The organism is Sinorhizobium sp. (assembly GCF_059070375.1).
The window spans coordinates 2,482,110-2,505,444 of the sequence record NZ_JCACWC010000003.1 but is presented as its reverse complement, the minus strand read 5'-3'; the positions used below and the strand labels follow the sequence as shown (position 1 = coordinate 2,505,444).

16 protein-coding genes are annotated in these 23,335 nt (G+C 58.0%); 8 read left to right on the top strand and 8 right to left on the bottom strand.

Features of this window, described 5'->3' with window-relative positions; genetic code table 11:
• The first annotated feature begins 28 nt into the window (after positions 1–28).
• The 3 genes from AC5J09_RS24085 to AC5J09_RS24075 all read left to right on the top strand — a co-directional run bounded on the left by AC5J09_RS24085 (position 29) and on the right by AC5J09_RS24075 (position 2,915).
• The gene (locus AC5J09_RS24085) at positions 29–742 is read left to right on the top strand and encodes a nitroreductase (protein ID WP_494298682.1); all 714 of its coding nucleotides are present in this window, start codon (positions 29–31) and stop codon (positions 740–742) included.
• Positions 743–840: 98 nt separating this feature from the next.
• Positions 841–1,764, top strand: coding sequence for a LysR substrate-binding domain-containing protein (locus AC5J09_RS24080; protein ID WP_494298681.1), 924 nt, complete (start codon positions 841–843; stop codon positions 1,762–1,764).
• Between the two features lie 218 nt (positions 1,765–1,982).
• The gene (locus AC5J09_RS24075) at positions 1,983–2,915 is read left to right on the top strand and encodes a LysR family transcriptional regulator (RefSeq protein WP_494298680.1); all 933 of its coding nucleotides are present in this window, start codon (positions 1,983–1,985) and stop codon (positions 2,913–2,915) included.
• A 112-nt stretch (positions 2,916–3,027) separates the two neighbouring features.
• Here AC5J09_RS24075 and AC5J09_RS24070 read toward each other — a convergent pair whose 3' ends face one another.
• Together AC5J09_RS24070 and AC5J09_RS24065 are read right to left on the bottom strand one after the other, a co-directional pair.
• On the bottom strand, positions 3,028–3,390 hold the full coding sequence (locus AC5J09_RS24070) for a response regulator (protein ID WP_494298679.1): 363 nt from the start codon (positions 3,388–3,390) through the stop codon (positions 3,028–3,030).
• A 17-nt stretch (positions 3,391–3,407) separates the two neighbouring features.
• Complete coding sequence (locus tag AC5J09_RS24065; protein WP_494298678.1) at positions 3,408–8,975, bottom strand: trifunctional serine/threonine-protein kinase/ATP-binding protein/sensor histidine kinase; 5,568 nt, start codon at positions 8,973–8,975, stop codon at positions 3,408–3,410.
• A 345-nt stretch (positions 8,976–9,320) separates the two neighbouring features.
• Here AC5J09_RS24065 and AC5J09_RS24060 point away from each other — a divergent pair, with 345 nt between their 5' ends.
• The 3 genes from AC5J09_RS24060 (at position 9,321) to AC5J09_RS24050 (ending at position 11,962) form a co-directional block, all read left to right on the top strand.
• Positions 9,321–9,800 carry a carboxymuconolactone decarboxylase family protein gene (locus tag AC5J09_RS24060; RefSeq protein WP_494298677.1) on the top strand — a complete coding sequence of 160 codons (480 nt, stop codon included), beginning with the start codon at positions 9,321–9,323 and terminating at the stop codon, positions 9,798–9,800.
• Positions 9,801–9,962: 162 nt separating this feature from the next.
• Entirely contained in the window at positions 9,963–10,802 is an 840-nt protein-coding gene (locus AC5J09_RS24055) for a tryptophan 2,3-dioxygenase family protein (RefSeq protein ID WP_494298676.1), read from the top strand.
• 110 nt (positions 10,803–10,912) lie between these two features.
• Positions 10,913–11,962, top strand: coding sequence for a glutathione S-transferase family protein (locus AC5J09_RS24050; protein WP_494298675.1), 1,050 nt, complete (start codon positions 10,913–10,915; stop codon positions 11,960–11,962).
• 230 nt (positions 11,963–12,192) lie between these two features.
• Here AC5J09_RS24050 and AC5J09_RS24045 read toward each other — a convergent pair whose 3' ends face one another.
• The gene (locus tag AC5J09_RS24045) at positions 12,193–12,570 is read right to left on the bottom strand and encodes a GFA family protein (RefSeq protein ID WP_494298939.1); all 378 of its coding nucleotides are present in this window, start codon (positions 12,568–12,570) and stop codon (positions 12,193–12,195) included.
• Between the two features lie 237 nt (positions 12,571–12,807).
• Positions 12,808–13,770, bottom strand: a complete 963-nt coding sequence (locus AC5J09_RS24040; RefSeq protein ID WP_494298674.1) for an MBL fold metallo-hydrolase — start codon at positions 13,768–13,770, stop codon at positions 12,808–12,810.
• 370 nt (positions 13,771–14,140) lie between these two features.
• Between AC5J09_RS24040 and AC5J09_RS24035 the strand changes: the two genes are divergently transcribed.
• Positions 14,141–15,052, top strand: coding sequence for an MBL fold metallo-hydrolase (locus AC5J09_RS24035; RefSeq protein ID WP_494298673.1), 912 nt, complete (start codon positions 14,141–14,143; stop codon positions 15,050–15,052).
• A gap of 437 nt (positions 15,053–15,489) precedes the next feature.
• Positions 15,490–15,867, top strand: coding sequence for a cupin domain-containing protein (locus tag AC5J09_RS24030; RefSeq protein ID WP_494298938.1), 378 nt, complete (start codon positions 15,490–15,492; stop codon positions 15,865–15,867).
• Between the two features lie 93 nt (positions 15,868–15,960).
• Here the strand turns inward: AC5J09_RS24030 and AC5J09_RS24025 are convergent, their stop codons facing one another.
• The 4 genes from AC5J09_RS24025 to AC5J09_RS24010 form a co-directional block, all read right to left on the bottom strand.
• Entirely contained in the window at positions 15,961–18,120 is a 2,160-nt protein-coding gene (locus AC5J09_RS24025) for a PAS domain-containing protein (RefSeq protein ID WP_494298672.1), read from the bottom strand.
• A gap of 218 nt (positions 18,121–18,338) precedes the next feature.
• A complete protein-coding gene (locus AC5J09_RS24020) occupies positions 18,339–19,559 on the bottom strand; it encodes an MFS transporter (protein ID WP_494298671.1) in 1,221 nt (406 codons plus the stop codon).
• A gap of 640 nt (positions 19,560–20,199) precedes the next feature.
• Positions 20,200–21,684, bottom strand: coding sequence for a DUF1254 domain-containing protein (locus tag AC5J09_RS24015; RefSeq protein ID WP_494298669.1), 1,485 nt, complete (start codon positions 21,682–21,684; stop codon positions 20,200–20,202).
• A 114-nt stretch (positions 21,685–21,798) separates the two neighbouring features.
• Complete coding sequence (locus tag AC5J09_RS24010; protein ID WP_494298668.1) at positions 21,799–23,334, bottom strand: DUF1254 domain-containing protein; 1,536 nt, start codon at positions 23,332–23,334, stop codon at positions 21,799–21,801.
• Between the last annotated feature and the right edge of the window lies 1 nt (position 23,335).

Here is a 23,335-nt window from a genome sequence, read left to right as displayed (position 1 = left end):
CAGCTCAAAAAAACGAAGGGGAGCTGTCATGGACGCCAATCTGAAATGGGAAAACTCCGATACCGACCGAGCCAATTTCGTTGATCAGATCATGGTGGAAAGGCGCGCTAAGCGGGGCTTTCTGGCCACCTCCGTTCCCAGCAACACCGTCAACGACATCCTCAATGCAGCCCGCTTTGCACCCAGTTCTAGCAACACGCAGCCCTGGCGGTGTTACGTACTGACGGGTAGTGCCAGAGATCGCATCACGTCGAAAGCGGTCGAGATCTTTCGGGCTGGCCCGGAAAAGCTGACACCGGAATATCCGTTCTTCCCGCAGCCGTTGCATGACCCGTTCGTTGGTCGCTTCAATCAATTCCGTGGCCAACTCGGCGACGCGGTTGGTGTCCCCCGAAGCGATAAGTACGGGAGGCTCAAGGACGTGGAGCGTCAGTTCAGATTCTTCGGAGCCCCCGTCGGTATGATCTTTACCATGGACAGGAAGCTCGAATGGGCGAGCTTCATCTGCTACGGGTGCTTTTTGCAAAATCTGATGCTCGCGGCCAAGGCGAGGGGATTGGACACCTGCGCACAGCAGATTTGGTCGCTACAACATCAATTGCTTCGCGAGGAACTCGGGTTTCCCGAGACCGACATGGTGGTGGCAGGCATGTCGCTGGGCTGGGCCGACAACACCCTCGCAGAGAACAACATGGTTAACCACAAACTGGCGATCGAAGACTTTGTCGAATTTGTGAGCTGAATACATCAGGTACTTGACCTCATACCATCAAGCCGCCGATTAATAGGTCGCCGCGATGTCTCGCGAGGGCAGCCTTTTCGGAAGAGTGATAGGTGCCAATGCTCGACCTCAAAGACGTGTATTTCTTTGTTCAAGTCGTAGATCGCGGCGGCTTTACCGCAGCCGGCGAAAGTCTCCGCGTACCAAAATCGACTCTCAGTCATAGGGTCCGCGAACTCGAGGATTCCTTGGGCGTGCGGCTGATCAACCGCACATCCAGGCAATTCGGCATGACGGACGTAGGGGCGGAGTTCTATCAGTATGCCCTCGACATGCTTCAATCGGCAGACACTGCCGAGGAGTTCGTCCGCCAGAGGCTACACGAACCTAGCGGCACGATCAGGATCACGACCGCGGTCGAAATTGCTCAGTTCGGTCTAAGGGACGTTATCCCAACCTTTTTGAACAGATACCCGAAAGTGAAGATTGTGGAAATCGCAACCGATCGGCTGGTCGATATGGTTGCCGAGGGATTTGATGTAGCGCTACGCGGCCATGTCGCGTCCCTGCAAAATTCAACCCTGGTTCAAAGAGGGATCGCCAGTGTGCCCTGGTACTTGTTCGCGAGTCCGGAGTACCTCCGACAGGCGGGCGACTTATCCAAGCCGGAAGACCTTTCGTCACATTCCACGCTGGCTAACGACCGTCACGGAGCTGAGGTGTGGCGGCTGAAAGGCCCGGCAGGCCAAGAGCTAGAGGTCCCCATAGAGCCGAGATTTCTGAGCAACAACATGATCGCTCTGAAGGAGGCGGCGTGCGCAAATCTTGGCGTCGCCGCGTTGCCTGGATATATGTGTCGCGAGGAAATAGAGGCGGGGAGGCTATATCAGATACTGCCTGGATGGATGGCCGCTGACGCTCGCATGAGCGCACTTATGCCCTATAGGAACGGGCTTCTTCCTGCCGTGCGGTCGCTCGTCGATTTTCTCGCGATCGAGGTCCCCAAGGTGACCGCGTTCACACCCCGCTCAGTAGACGATTAAAGCCGCGCGCCGGCGACTGCTACCAAACCTGAGTTTGCTACAAACAGAACGCCGACGCGACTATTCTTGGCTGGCGATCGGCCACTACACGAAATGCGGCATCGGTATGGAATCATGAGACTGCGGACTCACGTAAAACAGGCAATACAGTGTTGTGCGGGCAGGTGGTCCGAGACAGCAGGCGTTATACGGCGAGAGCCGGGAACAGGCGGATTTCTGTGTATGGTCTCCTAAGTGAAACTGCGGGCTTACTCGCGTTTTGCCGAACTGTCGAAACCGGCTCATTTACCGCGGCCGCACGGAGTATTGGGACAAGCCCTTCATCGGCCTCAAAGGCTGTGTCGCGGCTGGAAGCGGTTCTCGGCGCGAAACTGTTCCGCCGCACCACAAGGACCCTTACCCTGACACACGAAGGCGAGGCGCTCTACGAGCGCATACGCCCTATACTGGACCTGATGGAACAAGCAGGCGATGTCGTTCAGTTTAATCAGAACACATCGGGTCACCTACGCGTCAGCCTGCCGGGCGAATTCGGCAGGCAGCTTCTTGGACCTATTTTCGAGGTGTTCATGGCGATGTATCCGGGCATTTCACTACAACTGGACATGACTGACCGGCACGCTGACGTCGTCCGCGACGGGTATGACGCAGCGTACCGAGTAGGATACGCAGACCAAAATTCCCTTGTTTCCCGCACTCTTGCACAGCTGGATATGGTCGTGGTGGCTTCGCCGTCGTTCGAAGCGATCCGAGGAACGCCAGCGACGGTCGAAATGCTGCGCGAGTTGCCCTTTGCGCGATACTCGATTGGTGGGCGGACTTATCCAGTTCAGTTTGCTGACGGAACCGAGTTCGTTCCAAACGGCCGATTAGATCTCGACACAGCCGCGGCAATCCATCAGGCGGCGAAATCAGGAATTGGGCTCGCACACGTAATCAAACTGATCGTGCAAGAAGACTTGGCTCGTGGCACGCTCTTCGAGGTGATACCATCTGCACGCCTCAAGCGGATGCCTTTCCAGGTTCTCCATGCGCTTGGCAGGATGCCCACGCAGCGCCTGCAGGTGTTTACCGAGTTTTTGGCCGAGACCGTGCGAGCGCTCCAGGATGGAGACCGTAAATCCGGTTCTGTTCGGTTTCCGCCGGCGTAGCCTAAGCTTGGCTTCCGTCCTCCACGCGTGAGGTGCCCGCTTAAATCCGCCCTGCCGTCCTCTCACAAGCTGATACGCAGCCATGGTCAAAAACTGGCAGGCTACGTCTCCGCTAGCGTTTAATAGCGGACTCGATCGCTGGTTTTAGCTCCTTTCCGCCGAATGGTTTGAAGAGGCAGATTCCCGCTGATCTCGCCTCTGAAATGATAGCTTCCTGAGCGTGCCCGGTCATGAACACAACAGGGATGGCAATCGACCGCCTCTTGAGCTCCGCGTTGAGCTCGACCCCATTCATTCCGGGCATCGAAATGTCGAGAAGTAAGCAATCCGTCAGCAACAGCGACGAAGAAGCTAGAAAGTCGTAGGCTGACGCATATGACGTTGGCGAAAAACCCAAAACCTCCAGGAGATCGGTCAAAGATTCCCGCACCGATTGATCGTCGTCGATGATCGCGATGGTTGGTGGGGAGTGCATGTCGATATCGTCCCCAATCAAGAGCTACGGACTGGCAGCGATCCGTTAGCTTCGTCATTGGGTCGCATGCCATGACAATCGCTGGCACGTTTGAGAGTAAAAGAAAAGGTCGCGCCTCCTCCGGAATTCGCTGCCGCCCAGATATGCCCTCCGACGCTGTCTATAATTGCTCTGCTGACTGATAATCCAACGCCCATACCGTTCGGCTTGGTGGTATAGAAGGCTTCAAACAGTCGTTCGCTGTCTTCATCGTCGATGCCGCAACCGTTGTCGCGAACGTCTATTCGCAATTGGTCGCCGGCGTAAGACCTGGTGGAGATGCTTACGCAACGCTGGCCGCCTGGGAGACACTGGACGGCATCTACCGCGTTGAGCAGAATATTCAGCACAACCTGCTGCACCTGCGCCCTGTCGCCGGAGGCTGAGGGCAGCCTCTCCTCAAATGAGGATCGGAGTAGGACCTCGTTAGCCTGAAGCTCGTTTCCGGCAAGCGTGAGAACCTCGCGCACGACGTCGTTCAAGTCGAAAGCTTCAACAGCCGGCGTACTGCCGCCGAACAGGCCGCGCAGGCGCCTGATCGTCTCGGCCGCGCGGTTACCGTCCCTGAGACTGCGGGCGGCTGTACGCCGCGCGCCATCGAGGTTCGGAGGTTCGGAGGCGAGCATGATCTGGCAGGCCTCGGCGTTGGCTACAACACCCAGCAATGGTTGGCTGAATCCATGCGCGATCGACGCCGCCAGCACTCCTAAAGTGGCGGTGCGCGAAACATGCACGAGTTCCGCGCTGATGCGTGCGAGAACGTCCTGGGTGCGCTGCATTTCACTGACGTCCTGCAGAGAGCCAAGGCGCCTGCGGCTGCCGCCGGCGTCGTATGCCGTTCGTGTAACAAGCCGAACATCCCTGATAGTTCCATCATGCAACTGCAGCTTGAATTGCCGATCAATGTCCGTGCCGTATTGCCGAGCGCTTTCGACGAGCTGTCGGAAATCCGATTGGTCGGTCGGGTGGATAAGCTCTCCGATGTGGCGAATGGTTAGTGGTTGACCCTGTGGCAGGTGAAAGATGCGATATATTTCTTCGGAGCATTCGAGTTGCTCGATTTCGTCACTCCAGTAAAAGCTGGCCGTGCGGCTCAGGCGCTGGGCTTCACGCAACCAAGCCTCGCTTCGCTGGAGCTCCGAGTAGAGTCTCGCGTTACCGAGCCATATTCCCGCCTGCGAGGCGAGAAAGTCCAATACCGAAGTCCGATCCTCCGAGAAGACGCCGGACACGATGTTGTTCTCAACGTAGAGAAGACCAATCAGACTCGTCGCGTTGAATACCGGTACACATAGAATCGATCGGGGCTGATTTGCTTGAAAGTATTCGTCGCCGGGATCGAACATCGCGACTGCTGTGTCGTGCAGAGCTATCGGAGACTTGGTTCGCATTACGTAATGGAGCACCGACGATGGAAGCTCGGTGCCGGCAGGTCGCCTCCTATTCTGCTGGACTTTAATGTCGCCTTCCCCGGTAGCTGCCGTTGCTTCTATGTAAAGCTCGTCTCCCGACAGGAGCATTAAAACGCCGCGCTCCGCTCCCGAATTCTGCACGACAAGCTTCATCAGCTTTTCGATCAGGCTGGCGAGTACGATTTCGCTCGACAATACGCGGGAAGCCTTACCGACAGTATCGATATCCAGCGAGGCGACAGGCAAAGCCAAGGACGCGTGTGATGGCGGTAACGATCCACGGTTTTTCAGGCTGATAAAACGGAGATCGAGCAGCCTCACTTTCTCGACCGCACCCCATCGAGAAAATGCCTCCCTCGCGCGCCTCAGATAAGCTTCCGCTGCGATGTCCAATCCGCGGGTGACATAGAACCTGCCTGCGAGCTCGCTGGCGATGGCATCTACCTGTAGAAAGCCGTTCGCCCTGGCACCCCTGATCGCCTCCTCGTAGAGTGACTGCGCGTCGTCGCTGTTGCCCTCCAATTGTGCGATCTCGGCCGCAAGGAGAGCTTCACGGCAGGCGAACGTTGCTTCACATCCGTTCGCCCACGCCTGTAGCCGGGCGTGATGCCGACGGAGGCCTTCGAGATGCTGCTGGCAGCGGCCGGGAGGCATGGTGTCGCGTACCGCCAACGCTGATGCGGTGAGGCCAGCATAAAATTCGAACTCGGCTTCCTCGATCGAGGATCGCATTGCCCATTTAATTGGCTCGACGCGCAACGCAGCTTCGCGAGCCGCCGAGAAATCTTCCGTGAGATAGTCTTCGACCAGGCGGAAGACCCAGTGATAACTGATCATCATCGCGTTGCGAGGTTGTGGGTTACTATACTGGGTGGCCCACGCGTCGACATCGCTGCTTCCTGCGGTCGGAAGTCCGCGTAGCCTCCTTATGAAGCGAGCTTGGCTGAAAAAGTTTTCATGGGGTAGGCCCAATTCCACCTTGCGTGCAAAGGCTAGAGTATCTTCCGCCACCTTTTGCACTTCCGCGAGCGGTTTGCCTGCCATCAGCTGATGTGTGATATGGTTTCTGGCGTTGTAGGCGGCAAACGCCAGATCCCCCGTCGACGTGCTGATCCGGAATGCCTCCTCAGTGAGGGGATTGCTATGGGCCAGCGGCTTGATCCAGGGAACGGCGAAGCCCGCGAAAAGGGCATATACACGCGCCTTGTATCTTCCGGCACGTCCGCGATCGACGAGCGTTCGCGAGAGCTCGCCGAACTTGTACGCCGTTGCATAGTCACCGAATTGAGCGCCTAGCGCCATGTTCAAAGCGGAGAACGCGACGCTCGAGCTGTCGCACAGGCCATGCTGTAAACTCAAGACGGTCATGCGAAGCAGCAGGAACTCCATCAGCCGACGATCAACTGCATAAGCCGCAGGGAAGACTTCCGTCATCACCGCCATACAGGACATGATGTGGGGGTCGGCCATTTCTGAAGCGGAAACCAGGTCCTCGATCGGTCTTTCGACCAACAGTCGATGAAGCACATCGAACTCGCTGACAACATCTGCGTATCCCGGTTGGGGCGGCCATTCGATACCAGCCTCCCCCAAGAAGTCGACGCCGGTCTCCACCGCCTCAACATTTCGTCCCGTCGTAAAGAACAGCAGCACGGTCAGGCATATCACCTCCGCGCGCTCCGCGAAGGCGGTTGTTCCTTCCATGAGCTCGGCAAGCCGCTCTTCGGCCGACGAGAAATCTCCAGTGACTATATCGCATTCTGCAAGGCCCAGTCGAAGTCTGAAGGATAGCGGACAGATTTCTTCTTTGTCGCGACTTAGGACGGATATGCCTTTTTCGTAATACGACTGAGCGGACGTGTAGGCGCTTGCCTGTTTCGCTCGTTCACCGGCTGCGATGAAGACCCGGGCGACCGCTATGCGTTCGCCATCGGAAATGGAGTTCAGTGCTTTGTCAAAGTGGCCGGCGATCTCATAAACCCTGTCGTCGACCTCATCGACAGTGGCGAGAAGCAGGCGTCCGATCCTCAGATGCTCCTCGGCGCGCACTGCGCTGTCCAGCGAGACATAGGCAGCCATCTGAATTTTATCATGTACGAAGGACACGATATTTGATGACAATCGCATCATGCCGGCATCGATCGAAGGTCGCAACATCGGCTCCAGTTCGTCAATCTTCGTCTCGAGGGCGAGCGCGGCGGTCTTCACGTCTGTTGCGCTGCCCAGAAGCGATAAGATTCCCAAAGCGGATTTTGTTCTGCGCGGTAGCCTGTCTAGCTGGATTCCAAGGAGTTGTGCCACGTTTCGTGTGACGCTTCGGCTCGCGACTTCTGAATCGTTCCACTCCCATTCCGATGTTTTGGCTTGGAAGGTAAGCAAGTTGTCCGAGGCGAGCTGTCGAAGAAATTGAAGCGTGAAAAACGGGTTCCCGTCCGTCTTCTCGCTAACGATAGCAGCCAGTGTTTCGACGCGCTCCGGGGCGCATGAGAATATATTTGCCAACAGCCGCTCAAGGTCGGCGTTCGATAACTTATCGAGCCGGATGTCCGTGACACGATGAGACATCTGCCTGACCCTGGCGAGGAGGGCAGCAAGTGAATGGGTCGAATCGACTTCGTCATCCCGGTATGCGACGATCAGTAGCGTATGTTTGAGCTGATGCTCCGTAGCGAGCCCTTGGATCAGCTCTAAAGTCGCCGGATCGAGCCACTGCAGGTCGTCTACGAAGACAACGAGCGGATGGGCAGCGGTGGCGAAGACACTCAAGAAGGCTCTAAAAAGGTATCGGAAACGGACGGCAGCAGTAGCGAGTTCCGCTGCCGCGATTGGTGGCTGATCTCCAACTATATGCGCAAGCTCCGGAACGAGATCGACCATCAGTCCCGCATTCTCTCCCAGGGCCTTAACTAAATTGGCCCGCCATTCTTTGACTTCCGATTCGTCTTTCGCCAGCAATTGTCGAACGAGGCCTCGAAACGCCTGGACTATTGTGGCGTAAGGGGTCTCCCACCTGTTCTGATCAAATTTTCCTTCCGCGAAGAGAAAGCCCCGGCCTACCAGCGTTTGCTGTATGCGAGCCACAAGGGACGACTTCCCGATGCCGGCGGCCCCGGTCACGATTACGACTTCGCTATCCGCTCCAGCCGCCACACGCTCGGCCGAGTTCAACAGAAGCTGTCGAGCGATATCGCGTCCGTACAGCGTAGCTTCGTAGCCCGAGTGTCTGAACAGATCGCCCCGGGCAACCGGAAAGCGTTCAACCCTGCCTCCGGCAGCCCACTCAGATACGCAACGTCTGAGGTCGCTCTCCACCGCCTTGGCAGATTGATATCGACGGTCCGGATCCTTCTCCAGCAACTTGAGCAAGATTGCGTCCAGCTGTTCAGGTAGGCCGCGATATCTAACGCTCGGCTTTGGCGGGCGCATCGTTAGGTGTCGGTGCGCCCAATCGAGTGGCTCCGAAGCGGAAAACGGCAGCGTCCCGGTGAGCAGCTCGAACAGCATCACTCCTAAGCTGTAGAGGTCGCTGCGTTGATCAGGTCGGCGGTTTGTACGGCCTGTCTCCTCAGGGGACATATATGCCGGCGTCCCAAAGGACGGCAAAACAGAATCCGTGGCTCGGCCCGCACGGCCGAAACCGGTAAGCGCTACCCCACCGGACGTCGTCAGAAAGCAATTCTCGGGCCGCACATCACCATGGATCAACCCCGTTTCGTGAACTAGCCGCAGCGCCTCTGCAATTCGGGTTGCCACCTCCAGCTTGCGACCGACGTAAGGTAGGGTTTCCCATTCTGCCGCCTTGCAAACGCTGCCGAGCGGAATGCCGCCGGGATCAACGAGAGCCATTCCGACCCGCTTCTCCCCGATAAAGACTTTGGTCGGGTGCAGTATCGCTGGGCTATGCGCAAAAGGCTGGAGTAGTTCAAGCTCTTGAGTGAACTCCTCCTCTCGGGAGGGGGCGACATCCGCGGCGACAATCAGAATCGTCCGGCGGTCTGGCGACGTTGCCCGATACCATGAGCGGTCAACGTCGGAATGCAGTTTTGTTGCTATGATATCAGGATGGTCGATAATCTCAGCGGCGACCGATGCGGCGAAGGAATTGTCTGCTTCGACGGTCAGGTCGGACTGCATGCTTGGCTCGCTGGGCGACATTTACCGATTATACACGTCAGGATCCCCCAAACGGAGGTAAACCATCGTTTTATTGCGCTGGTTTACCTTCCTGAATGGAGAGCGCGCGTGACGCTCACCGTGTCTACGACTAGACGTCCGCCGACATCTTCGGGCCACGACTGAACTCTTGGCAGCGTGACAATCCTGTGCTCGCGGCGGCGCGACGCTCCGCCGGGAACACGCCCCGCGCGTAACATAAACGCGTGTATAGCTATCCTGACACAGCATCGTATCCCACGGTTTGTCCGGCCTGCGGTCGAAAGTCGAGCGGGCGCTCAACGAACATCAAACTGGAAAAAGACGATGACACAGCGGATCAACTACGCGCAGCTTTCGCCCGAGCTCTTCAAGAGCCTGATGGGCTTCAGCATGGAAGTGAAGAAAGGCTCAATCGAGCAATCCATCCTCGATCTGGTCGATATCCGTGCCTCCCAGATGAATGGATGCGCATTCTGCCTGGATATGCATTCGAAGGAAGCCAAAATCCACGGCGAACGCGAACTTCGCCTTTATCATCTCGCCGCTTGGCGCGAATCCACCTTGTTCAGCCCGCGTGAGCGTGCCGCTCTGGCTTGGACGGAAGCGTTGACGAAGCTCCCGGAAGGCGGCGTCTCCGACGAAATCTACGAAAGGGTCAGAGGTCAGCTCTCCGAGAAGGAAATCTCTGATCTGACGTTCCAGATCATGGTGATCAACAGCTGGAACCGCGCTAGCGTGGCGTTCCGTGCGGTTCCCGGCTCCGCAGACAAGGCTTTCGGCCTCGACAAGGCAGGCCTCGCCTGAGCGCGTAACGCATGCGGCCGCATGCGACTTGCCAGATATCGTCCAGCTTTTTGAACGCTGAGTCGAAGAACGGCCGCCTGTCCGTCCTCGCAGATTGGCTCTACGCTCCCTTGACTGGACGCGAATAGCCGGCGGCAACAAGCCGAAAAGGAGGACGGAACAGTGAACGATACCGGGACAACCCAACCGATCCAGAGCGACGGCCATACGCCTTACAGCAGATACGTCCAAACCGAGATCCTGCATACGCTTCAGGAATTCGTTAGCGACAGCCCCGCGGAGCCGGCATTTCTCGCCAACGTCCAGATCAGCGAAATCTACTGGGCGCTCATCACCCGCGAACTCGTAGCTGCGCAGACCGAGCTTCGCCACGACCGTCTCGCGGCGACGAACCGGATCCTTCGACGCATCGTCAGCCATATGGAAGCGTTCAACGCAAACTGGCGCTCGCTTTCATGGCTGACGCCAGCGGAACTCATGCCCATCTTAAGGGGATTGAGCGCAAAGCACGGCAAGGACACCGCCCTGCAAGGCTGGACGTTCCGCGAGATGACTTTTCTTCTAGGGGTCAAAGACCGCCCGTCACTCGAACACTTCGAGCCGCAGCCCCAGAGACATCTACAGCTGACCGAGCGCTTGAACTCACCAAGTCTGTACGACGACATCCTGGCCGCGTTGGCGCGCGTCGGGAAACCGGTTCCGCAAAACTACCTGAAGCCAGACTATGCCAAAGCGTACAAGCCAAGTAAGGAGATCGAAGCCATATGGGCGGAAATCTATCGCAGAGATGATCCTGCCGACCACTGGCGGTCGTTGGCCGAGCTGCTCGCCGACATTGCCGTGGAATTCACAAACTGGAAGTACCTTCATCTGATGGCGACGCGCCGCACATTCGGATCGCGACCCGCGTACCACGGTGTCGATGCGATCCAATGGCTCATTCCCACCATGGAAGAGATTCCGTTTCCAGAAGTTTGGACTGCCCGGGGCCTTGTGTCCTAGCAGCATAGCGCCGGCCCTGTAGTCGGTGCCCCTTCCAATCCACCAGCAAGAAATCTTGTTGAGGACTCTCCGGGATCCCGGACACCTCACTTGGCTCCGGAGAGCAGGACATGGACCGCATCAGATGGGATTCCCTGGTGTCGAACGCGCGCGCTTGCATAGCCGATAGCAAGCGAGCTGGCGTAATGCGTTTCTCTGACGGTGCCGAGAAGGGGCGTTTCGTACTCTTCCATGCCGCCATGTCATTCTGCTCACAAAAAGTGCGAGCGACCCTGTTGCAGAGGGGCGTCGCCTACGAGTCAAACGAGATGTCGATACTCGCCAGCCGGGATCGGGACGGAAACCTGGTTGCTGCAGAGAACTACGGTGCGGAGTACGTGCGTCTGAGACGCTCAGGCAAGTTAATAGAAGTCGGGGGCCTGGCGGAGAGCTATTCGGGGATGTCCTCGGTTTCGCTCTGCGGATTGGACGCATGTGCTGTCCCGACTTTGGTCGACTTGGAGACAGGTGAAGTGATCGTGGATTCTCTGCGCATCTGCGTTCACATCGACTCTGTCGTTGGCGGCTCGGAGCCGCTGATTCCGAGCGCTGACCAGGATCGACAACGGGTGTTCCGGCAATTGGAGGCTGTCGATGCCACGCCACATCCCGGCCTTCTATACGGGTTCCACCCATATGGAGATCGGCGTCCCCAGGTGCTTCGCGATGCCATGAAGACCGTCTATGACGAGAAGCTCGAGACACTGGCGGCGCTCACCGCTCGTCATTCCGCCGACCTTGGGGTTGTCGAGGCCTATCATGCAAAGATTTCGAAAGAGAGCGCCGGGCGGGCGGTCCAGCACGATGCAGTGTTCCAGGAAGCAATCCGGAAGGCCACCCGCGAACTTCTCGTGCAACTCAATCTCGACCTCCAGAAAACCACAACGGATTGGCTATGTTCCAACAGCCTAAGCCTCGCTGACATTTTCTGGGCTGTCAGCTTGATCAGGCTTCGCTACCTGGGCCTCGCGGTTCTATGGGACGATCTGCCTCTCGTCGAAGCCTACTATCGGATGGTTACGTCGCTGCAGTCTGTTCGCGAAGAGGTCATCAAGGCGACAATAGCATCCATGCCGCCATCAGCGTATTTAAGCCCCGAAACGGCATCGCGCTCATTCTGAAGCCGCGGATCAATGCAATCGAACGTTTGGCTGACACGGTCAACGCAATGCCGTTCTAATATCGAGATTGCTCGGCTGTGGGCAACCCGGCCAAAACTCGAGCTCGAAAGGCAAACCACAATCGGACACCGTTTCGCGGAGAAGGGGCGCAGATAGATTGCGCCGATTGGCGGGATGCGGACCACATCGGGTCTGGCACCGAAAGCTCGGCCCGACATCTGGCGGTGTCGCTAGCCAGTCTGTAAATTGACCCATGGGTGTCGCAGGTGGTCGTATATAGCTTTCTCGGGCTCGAGACCGGAAGGATCTGCGAAACAACCCAAACCGATGGCCGTCAGGCCCGGATATGCGTTCGGCATCCAATATACGGTCGTGCCGCAGGATGGGCAGAACTTGAATGTCACGTTATGCCCACTATCGCCGGTCCTTGTATACGCCCGTTCTTCGCCGACGCATCGCACATTCTCTGCATTAAAAAGGACAGCAACTCCAAAGGCGGAGCCAGTCCGACGCTGACACGATCGGCAATGACAGAGGGCCACCATGACGGGCGATCCATTCGTAGTAGCCGTCAGTTCACCGCAGCAGCATGTCGCCAGTCTTCTCATTTCACGTAATCCGGGATTGGTGCTTTTTTCCACGTTTCAATCGACAAGTTGACCTGAACACGCGCGCGCACAATTAGCCCAACTCAGAAAAGGATGGCCGGCTATAGCCGGACATCCTTGCCTGTATTGAATTTAGGACAGCTGCTGTTGTCGCAAATGCCACCACATTTTCCTCGTTTCGAGGATGTCATCCCTGCGGTGGGTAACTGCTTTGCTTCCGCAGGCCCGCGATTTTCCTCAGTAGTCCCAGAAGACCGGTACCCAGCGGAAGGCATCGCCGGCGACGGCGACACGGCCGAGGGACGGGAAGGGCAGGTGGGTTGCGACGAGGAGTTCGCCGGTCCCTGCGAGCTTGTTGAGAAGATCGATGCGGACACGGGCGGCCTCCTCGGGGTCGTGTTCGAAACCGTTGTGCCAATTGGGCTGGTCAAAGCCCACTGCAAAGATGGCGTCGCCGGCGAAGGTCAGTGCCTCGTCTCCCGATGCTACCCGGATGATAGAGTGACCCGGTGTGTGCCCACCGGTTCGGCGGGCCATGACACCAGGAGCGACTTCAACCTGTTCCTCAAACGGCACCAGGTTGCCGCGATACTGAGACAGGAAATTCTTGGCGGTCGCCTTAAGTGCGTCCGGAAAGCCATCCGGCATCTTCGTTTTGGTGAAGTCCGGCGACTCCCAAAACGCCACCTCTGCGGCGGCGACATGAATACGAAGGTTAGGGTGGAGACGCTCCTTGATGCCTTCGACCAGAAGGCCCCCGACATGGTCCATATGCATATGGGTGAGGACGATGTCAGTGACGGACGCAAGCTCGATGTCCGCATGCTGAAGGCGTTGCAGCAGCTGACCTGCGCGCGGTAGGTTAAGGTCGGGATCAAGGCCCAATCCTGCGTCCAGAAGGATCGTGTGCGAGCCACTACGGACGACCACGGCGTTCAGCGGCCAGTCAAACGCATCTGGCGGAAGAAACTGGTCAACCATCCAGTTGGCGCGGACAGTAGGATCGGCGTTGTGACCCATCATCACGGTCGGCAGAGGCAACACGCCGTCGCTGACAACCATCACATCGATGTCACCGATCTTAACCGCGTATCTCGAAGGAACGAGTTCCTCAGCACCCTTCCTGCCAGTGTGGAACGCATTTTCAGGCGGAACCTGTAACTGTCGGACGGGTGACGGGTGGTTTGATGGTTGCGACATTTCGCACTCCTTTGTTGTCGACTAATGGTCACCGTTAACGAGCACCGGAATTCGAACCAAACTGCGTGTTGCGTTTGTTTTGCAAGGCTCGTCGCGTGACGCTCCAAGAAGCTAGCTTTACGGGTCGTTGTTGGTAACCAAACTTTAGTTTGGGAGAGCCGAGCCTTGCAGCGTTGTTGTGCGCAGGTGCCCAGGCGGGCTTTGGCAGTCTACGTAACGGTGAGGGAATTCAGGGCTAAACCCAAACCAGTGTTTAGCTTTGGTCATATCTGCCAGTCGCATAGAACGGCCCGGCCGCTTTGGGACATCCCCTGCGCAGGTACATGCCTCGACTGCGGCACTTGTCTAGGAAAGGTCAAAGGAGATCAATATGGAAACCGAAGTCTCAACACGTCCCCGTACGCAGTTGGATGAGCTGGTTCCGTCTCGCTATGCAGTCAAGGTTGGCGATATAGAGGTCATCGTTATCAGTGACGGTGTGCTCGCGCCGCCGGCAGAGTCTATGGCGACAAACGCTGACGCGAAGAGCCTCAACGCGTGGCTGGACGACAGGCTTCTCCCGCACGACTCGTTTGGCTGGGCGCTTAACGCAGTCGTTGTTAAAACACCCAAGCAGACAATCCTGATCGACAGCGGCCTCGGTGAAGAGTATCCGGATTTCCCGCGCGCGGGACACCTGATCCAGAGACTGGAGGCAGCGGGTGTCAGGCTCGGTTCGGTAACCGATGTAGTCCTGACTCACATGCACTTCGACCATGTCGGCGGGCTGCTGGCTCACGGGGTGAAGCAGCAGCTTCGGTCAGACCTACGGGTGCACCTTTCCGCTACCGAAGCTAAGTTCTGGGAAAAGCCCGATTTCTCTAAGACTGCCATGCCGCCAGATCTCGCAGACCTCGCTGGCAAAGCTTCGTTGGATTTCCTGAAGGAGTATTCAAGCTACCTGCACTTCTTCGAGCGGGAAGCCCAAGTCGCTGATGGCGTCACCGTGAGCCTGACGGGCGGTCATACGCCCGGTCACAGCGTGGTCCGTGTGGAATCCGGGAACGATAAATTGATGTTCGGAGGTGACGCGATCTTCCCCGTCTCGTTCGAACACCCGGAATGGCATAATGGCTTCGAGCACGATCCAGAGGAAGCGACGCGAGTCAGGCTACGCCTGATGGCGGAACTGGCGGCCTCTGGCTCTTGGCTTGTCTCCACTCACATGCCGTTCCCTTCCGTTGGGCGAGTGGTCGCTGCCGGTGACCTCTATCGTTGGGTCCCGGTTCAATGGGACTATTAATGTGGCGGCGCGACCAGATGAGTAGACCATCGAGTATCCTCCTGAGCGAGGGATAAGCTCGTGCTTGACGGGGTCGGGCCCAGCGGACTCCCGTCAAGCATACAGAGGTCTGGCCCGTAATATCCGGCACGGACGAGCCGTGAGGGGAGGCCTCACGACGGCGTTGCCCGTATGTGACCGAGATCGACTGGTTGCCGGGTAGTACCGAACCAGCAAAGTGGAAGTCATCGGGAACGCTACGCTTTGCGACCATGTGTCGATCGAAGCTCTGACACACCGGTCGGCTGTTCAAGGCTTTGGGCGGAAAGCAAACAAACCATCGTATATCTCAGATGTCGAGCCTGGATTGCTTAGCGTGAGCTCGCCGCTCATTCGACCAAGCGGTGCCATACAGGAGATACGAAATGTTTCGAACCCTCATTACCGCAGCCATCGCGATGTCCTTGGCTGTGCCTGCGTTGGCGGCCGACAAGCCATATCGCGCAAAGATTTCCGTCGTCTTCGATCATGTTCTTCCCAACGTTCCTGGCAAAAGCCTCCGCGGTGTCCTGGTGGAATACGGGCCAGGCGGATCGAACCCGTCGCACACGCATGCCAAGAGCGCCTTCATTTACGCCACCGTCCTCGATGGCCGGATTAAGAGTGCCGTAAATGATGGCAAGTCAAGAATCTACAAGGTGGGTGAACATTGGATCGAGTCCCCGGGCGATCATCACAAGATTAGCGCCAACGCTAGCGATACGGACCCGGCGAAACTTCTGGCCGTGTTTGTCGTCGACACGGAGGAAACGGAGCTCACGACTCCGGATAAGTAACTCCGGATGCAGAGCAGCGCTATCATCGCTGCTCTGCCAAGCCGTTAATCGAAGGAGCTGCTCGGCAGGTTCCGGCTGACGGAATACGGCAAGTCACCGCGCTAAACCGGGTGTCCGTAATTCGGCAATCGGCAGCGCGAAGATGAATATCGCACCCTGCGGCGCGTTGCGCTCCACCCACAGCCGGCCGCCATGCGAGGTTATGACGGACCTGCAAATTGCCAGTCCCATCCCCATGCCTTGGCCCTTCGTGGTATAGAAGGGCTCGAAAATTTTCGACGGTACCTCTACCCCAGAACCCGAGTCGCTGACGGCTACCTGCACCATATCTTCAACACGGTGAATGTGAATGCCGAGGCTTCGGGTAGCAGACTGTGAATCGATTGCCTCTATGCCATTCTTCATAAGGTTGATTATCGCCTGCTGTATCTGAACCTTGTCGAGTTGGAGAGCGGGCAAGTCACGTTCGATTTCGACGTCCAGCTTCACTCCGTGCCGCAGGAGTTCTTCCGCGATAAGATCGCAGGCTTCGACAGCTACGCGACCGATATCGGTCGGTTCTCGTGTAGCGGTCGACTGAGCGAACAGGGCGCGGATTCGACTTACGATGTCGGTCGCCGCGTTTCCGCTTCGGATGATACGTTGCAGCGCCTGTTGCGCTCTGTCCAAATTTGGGGGATCAAGAGAGAGCCATTGTTTGCACGCGTCGGAGCTGGACAGCAAGGCGGCCAGCGGCTGAGCAACTTCATGGGCGATGGATGCGGACAACTCCGCCAGGTTTGCAGCTTGCGTGGCCTTGGCTAGATCTTCGTGGGCGAGGCGAAGCTCTTCTTGGGCAAGAACCTGGTCATTGACGTCAAGCGACACAGCGTACCATTCCACGATCGTTCCGCTTGCGTCTCTGATCGGCTCCGCACGGCTGTCCATCCATCTATAAACGCCGTTCGCGCCGCGCACCCGATAACGTACTGCGATTCGAGCGCCGTGCTGTGCGCCCCGGCGAAGAGCCTCCGTCAACCGCGCCTCGTCATCGGGATGGATGGCACTGCGCATGGCCGTCAACGTCAGTTCGAAATTCTCGACGTATTGGTCATTCAGTGCGAAAAAGTCGAGCGTGGCTTTGCTGAGGAACGTTGGCTTCCCATCGCCGCTAAGGCGCATGATGTGAACGGGGACCATGTTGACGAGCTGTGAAAGCTCTTGTTCGCGGATGCGCAGGGCGGCTTCGGTTTTTTTATAAACGGTGATATCAATTGACATCCCGTACCAACCTGTAATCCGGCCCTCGTGATCCCGCGTCGGCCGCATTGCAACGCGGTGCCAGCCGTATTCGCCCGTGGAAACTCTCCTTAGTCGATATTCGTTGTTCCAGTGTTCGCCTGTGCGCAAACTGTGGCGAAGAGAGGCGGCAACCCGTTCGTACTCGTCGGGGTGGAATATGTATTTCCACCCCAGATCACCGCCATCGAGGAAATCCTGATCGGTGAGCTGCTCGTTCATCTCCTGGAGGGTCTGGCCTATCGTCGTCTGAGCGTTGGGGGTCGCGTAAGTGAAGCGACCTGTTGTGTCCATCGCCCAGCCGGTTCCAAAAATGGTCTCGAGAACCAGCGCGATCCGCGCGGCTTCAGCCGTCTCGCCGACTGCGTCTGTTATGGACCAAGGTAGATGTTGGGCCGAGATTTTGGCAGGCGTGTCATCCGCGATCGCGTATCCCGGCTCAGCCCTGAGTTCGGTCCACGCATAACTGCCATCGGGTTGAAGACGGCGATATCGGACGATCTGTGGGAAGCCGCTCCAAAAAGCCCGGGAGGATGCGTGGCTTGCTACGTCTCTGTCGTCGGGATGAACCAAGCTCAAGAACTGCGCCGTTAGCCCGGGTGGATGCTCTTTGCCGATTGATGGCGAGCCACCGATGATGGGAAAATCTGCCTGTGTCGGACGGTTGAAGCCGAGAACAAAGACGCATCCCAAAGCCACTGCAAGAAATGTTGCGCACGGGACCAAAATGGGCGAGTCCCTGTCGGGACTAATGACTGCTGCGGCCAACACCAACAACAATGCCAAGATTAGAATCCAGTGTGTAGCAAGCAGAACTTTCCGATCGAAGCGTTGTGCCAAAACGATGATTGGCAACAAAAGGCCGATCGGATTGAAAGTAAGCCAGGACAGAAGGCCGCCGGCAACGGAGAACGCGACCAAAACGGCCAGGCGTGGGAAGGCAATTTTCTTCGTCATCGCCTCGTCATCCGTCATGATTCCGCGATCTTGTCCATTACAAGAATTTGCGGTCGTGTGCTGATTTATCGGGTGTTCGTCACAAAATGTTGAAGCGTCGATCTTCAACCGCGTGACAAACTCATCTTAGGAATTCATTCCCGGCACGCGGCCCATCCCTTAGCGGTGTGACTGGAGTGTGCTTCAGCGGGGACATTCGGCGTACTCCGTAGACCGTGGAACGGTTGTGCTGCATTTCATGATGCGGCGGCTCGTGTATCGCGGGGCATGAACGTAAGGAGAAAGACGCCTGTAACGAGTGCCAGCGACCCCCAGATCGGCGCATCGTGACTAGTCTGATAGAGCATCGTGCCGAGCACCGGGCCGATCGCGGACCCCAATCCGCGCGCCGCCATGTTGATCCCTCCGATTTTGCCCTGCGCTCCCGGACCGCCGATGAGACTTATCGCGCCTAAGACCGCCGGTGCCAGGAATCCCACGGCGAAGCCAATGACAGTCATCGAGACGCACATCGCCAATATATCGTTGGCAAACAGTAGCATTGCCAAGCCCACGAAAATTCCAGCACTGCCAGCGCGTAGCATCACGAGAGGTTTCTTGAAGTCCCACAGGGTAATCAAAACCTGCGCGAGACAAACGGCTACGACACCGACTGTAAGCACAAGGCCGGTTTGGGCGGCGGCGGTACCTCCGTCCATGCCGAAACTGTCTATAAGCCTAAGCGCGAATATGGGCGGAACGGTTGTATAGCAGGTGAAGCCAACCAGGGTAATCGCGAGATAGGGCCAGATTTTCGCGAGAGGCAGTGTCGTTTCCTCGCGAGAAAGCCCGGGTCGCGGGCGAGAGTGCGGTAAGTACGCCAGCGCGATCAGGCACGCAAGAATACCGAACGCGGAGATTGTCGCGAAGCCCGAGACTATCCCCAGTCGACCCGTGAGCCATAATAATGCTGAGCCGCTAAGGGTCCCGAAGCTGATAGCGGCGCTCAGGCCCCCCATACCGCGAACGCGTTGCGAAGGCTGAGTGAAATCCGCCACGTAACATTGTGCAACTGGAATCAGAGCTGCCCCGAATACGGCTTGAATCAAGCGGGCAGCCCCAAGTACAATCCCCGAGACGGTTGCGGACAGCAACACGAACTGGCCCGTCACGATCGCCATTATCGCTGGCCCCAAGGCAACCATCGGGACCGCCCAAAGCATCAGCGTCCGACGGCTCCATCGTTCTGAGGCATAGCCCCATCCGGCTGCCGCGATCACGCCAACGAATGCCCCGAGGCCAAGGATCAGCCCGACGTCGACGTCACTCAATCCCAGCTGCCGCCCGGCAACTCCAAGGCCTCCGGTCATGAAGCCGTTGGCGGATGTGTAGATGACGACGCCGGATAGCGCTGCCGCCAACTCTAGCTTGGATCGAGGTTGGGTTATTTCCAGTTTGGAGAATTCGGTGGTGGCCATGACTTTTTGTTCGAATAATGAGTTCAGGTCTTATACGGCAGATTACCGGCAATCCAATATGTCACCCTGACTAGGCTCTCTCCTGCTCGATTTTGGTGTCTCGGAATGGGCATTGCAGCCTGGAATGCTCCGGGAGATCTTTGTGCCCGGGCGACGCCGCCAAACGGCCGGCACATTCGGATCACAAGATTGTCCATTACTACAACATCGGGCCAGAGCGTAGGTGGTTGCTTCCTTACGCCCTTACCAACGTCGCAAAACGGTTGCTGGGATGCGCAGCTCGACGGTTCCGGCGCGGGTCTCCCATGGATACGGCCGCTGTCGCATCCGAGCTCCAGCGCGCATGGCATCGCGGTGATGCCCAGCAGTGGGCGAAATCTACACGAAAATCTTTCCGCCCTACGCGTTGCTGATCGAGAGCTACCGGAAGGCGCAGGAAGTCGCCACCAACCACGAGCAGCTGGATTAGGCTCGGGGCTGAGCACGGCCGTTGGCCCAATGCAAACAAGGGTTCGACCACTTATGGACGGTTTTGCAAACCGATCGCTTGGTCTCTCCAGTATCGAAAGAATTCGGTGCGCTGCAACCGCGTGCGCCCTTCCTGAATGGTGGTCAAACAGGAAGGGCGACAGTTCACGATTTATGGGTTGAACTTCTCAATGTCGGGCAGCGCCCAGGACTTGTCGAAGAACGCTTCTGTCGGGCCATAGAAGCGGAAGTAGGCGAACCATCCCTTGTCGGGGTTGGTCTGCACCCAGTTCGCCTCCTTGCCTTCGGGGGCTTTCGGGCCGAAATAGACGTCCACCGATCCGTCCTCGTTGGCGACGATGTCTTCCTTGCGCGATGAGATGTCCGGCCGTCCCTGTTCGGTGACCGGCATCTGCCGCGTCGCCTCGTCGTAGGCGGTGACCGACCAGAAATTCTTTGCCGGCGGATTGGCCGGGACATGAAGTTTGTAGGTGTTCTCGCCCGAGAGCCATGCGCCGTCCGCGTCCTTGTAGGCCGCGATGTAGCGCTGTCCGACGCCCACAGTCTGGGTCAGCATCGCCTTCGAAATCACGACGGCCTCGTAGAACCACGCGGCACGCTCGTCGAGCTGATCATAGGTGTTCGCCTTCTGATCGGTCGCCACGACCAAAGCATGCTTCCAATTGGTCCCCTCCCAGAAAGGAGGCTCCACCCTTTTGTCGGTGGTGTTCGCCTTCGCCATCGCCTCGCCGACCAGAACCCCGTCCTGGAGCAGTTTGCTCTGTCTTTCGTCGGGCTTGAATGGCCGCCCTCTCTCGAGGCCGAGGAATTTCAATTGAGCCAGGATCAGCCGGTCGCGTTCGTCGATGGGGTTGCGCTGGATGACTTCGTTCAGACTGTCCCAGTAGGTCATGCCGCGTGGTGGCATCTGGCTCCACTTCTTGTCACCGGCGGCGCGTGCCGGCATCGGCTCGCCAGTGCCTTCGACAGTCCAGGAGTAGGTCTTGATCTGCGGGATCATCTCGGCGATCGCCTTTTCCTTGTCGGCATCGAGCAGCCGGAAGCCGGCGAAGACGTCGCGGCTCGTGGCCTGCACCACGAAATAGCCGGGTGCCTCCACCGGTCCGTATCCGGGCGGCATGATCAGGTATTTTCCACCCTTGCCCATGTCTGGGCCGACGACGCCGAGATCGGCAAGCACCCGCTGCCACGGGTCGAGGATCATGCCCGCGATCAACCCCGGAGGCACTTCGACGACGAAAGGACCAGTTTCCTTCAAGTCGATAAAGGTGGCGATGTAAGGCGTCGTGTAGTTCGGCGTCAGGATTCCCAATTTTTCGGCGAAGTCCAGATAGGTGAGCATCTCGCCGCTCTTGCCGCCGAACACGCTGTAGTGGGCGCGACGCCACTCGTTCATACCGACCGCCGGGATGCCCCAGAGATAAGCTTGCGATGCGCGCTGGAAGTCCATCTCGTCATACAGCTTTTTCACCGTTTCGGCGGATGGATATCCGCTCTGGAAGTTCAACTCGCCGATGCGGGTTTTGACTGCGGCATCGCCCTCGAAGGGGTTCGCCTCCTCAGCCCATGCGGCCGATGCGCTGCACAATGCCGATCCCAAAAGAGCCGATGTCAGAATTTTGGAAAGCACGGTCATGATCGTTCTCCTGCAGGTTGGTTTCCGGTCCGGGGCCGGCCAATCGGCCCGCCGAACTTTGATTTCGCTAGCATTCTCGGCCGTGGCAGCCGTCTCGCCTGGAACGGGATTTTGTCATTTGATCTTCTCGAAATCGCCCGGCTTCCAGCTATAGTCGACGGCGCGCTCGCCTGGACCGTAGAGCCGAAGGATGGCGAAGAAGCCTCGGCCGGGAGCCGTCGCCAGCCAGTTGGCTTCCTTGCCTTCGGGAGCCTTCGGCCCGATGTAAAGGTCGATCGTGCCGTCTGCATTGACGACCGGTTTGTCGCGAGAGCCGAGCGACGGGTAGCGCCGCTCCTCGGTCGCAAGGCCCGATGCGTTCTCCGCCTCGTAGAGCGTCAGCGACCAGAACAACTCGGCCGGTACATCAGGCGGCAGCGTCACCTTGTAGGAATTGTCCCCCGACAGCGGCGTGCGGTCCGCATCATTGAAGGCGATTGCGTAGAAGGCACCGCGGCCCGGCGTCAGCGACACCATACCGGGGCTGATTGAATAGTAATCCGTGAACATCCATGCCCGGTGCTCGATGTCCGTGAAGCCGTGTTCCCGGTTTACCCAGGATAGGTCGATCGACTTCTCCGGTCCTGGTTCGGCGGCGGTGTTTATCGGATTGGTCCAGCGCCGATCTGGCCAGACGAGGAGCGACTTACCGCCGACCTCCTCGCTAAGGCCGATGGCGCGGCTCATCTTATAGCCGACATCCGCTGCGGTGTTGAGGATTGCCCGCGTCTGCGGAGAGGGCGAGAAGGGTTTCTTCGCGATCAGGCCGACATTGGCGAGGAGACCAAGACCGTCCGGTCCCGCCAGATTCTGGCCTTCACGGTCGATCAGCCAATTCAACTGCTCGAACGCTGAGATGTCCGAACGCGGCAGCATGTTCGCGTTCACGCCGGAGGCATTCGGAAATTGCATCGGCTTGCGCTCGCTCTCGGGGAGGTTCAGCGGATAGAGCTTGACCTGTTCCACCAGTTTGTTGGTGGGCTCGAGATTGTCCGGATCGTCGTAGAATGCGCGTAGGAATACGAAGAGGTTATTGGTGCCCGAGCGGTAGATATAAGCATCTTTGGGTAACTGTCCGTCATAGCCAGGCGGCGTGATGACGAATGTACCACCTTTGCCCGCATCGGGGCCGGGCAGGCCGACGTCGCCGAAAAACTTGCCGCCGTCCATCGGGATCGGCCGCTGCCAGAAGTCAAGCAGGATGCCCTGAAGTTTCGGAGGTGCCTCAAATACGATCGGACCCGTATCGCCCATGTCGACGAAAGCCATCGCATAGATCAGGTCGGAGTTCGGCGTCGTCACCATTGTCTTGGTGTCAAGCCTCTCTTTCCAGACGGGCATCACGTTGTAGCCGGTGCCAAAGACGTCCTCGGCTCCGCTCCTCATGCCCAGCGTGTTGATCAGCGGTAAGGCCCAGATATAGGCTTGGGTCGCCTGCTGAAAGAGAAGCTCGTCCTTCAGTGTCCTGGCAGTCTCGGCCGTGGGACGGTTCTGCTCGAACGGTAGGTTGGCCAGTCGATCGAAGCGTGCCTCTTCGGCCGCTGCCGAACCGGTCAGTCCCAACGCAAGGAATGCAGCGGCTATCGATGGAAATGCGGTCGTGCGTTTCATG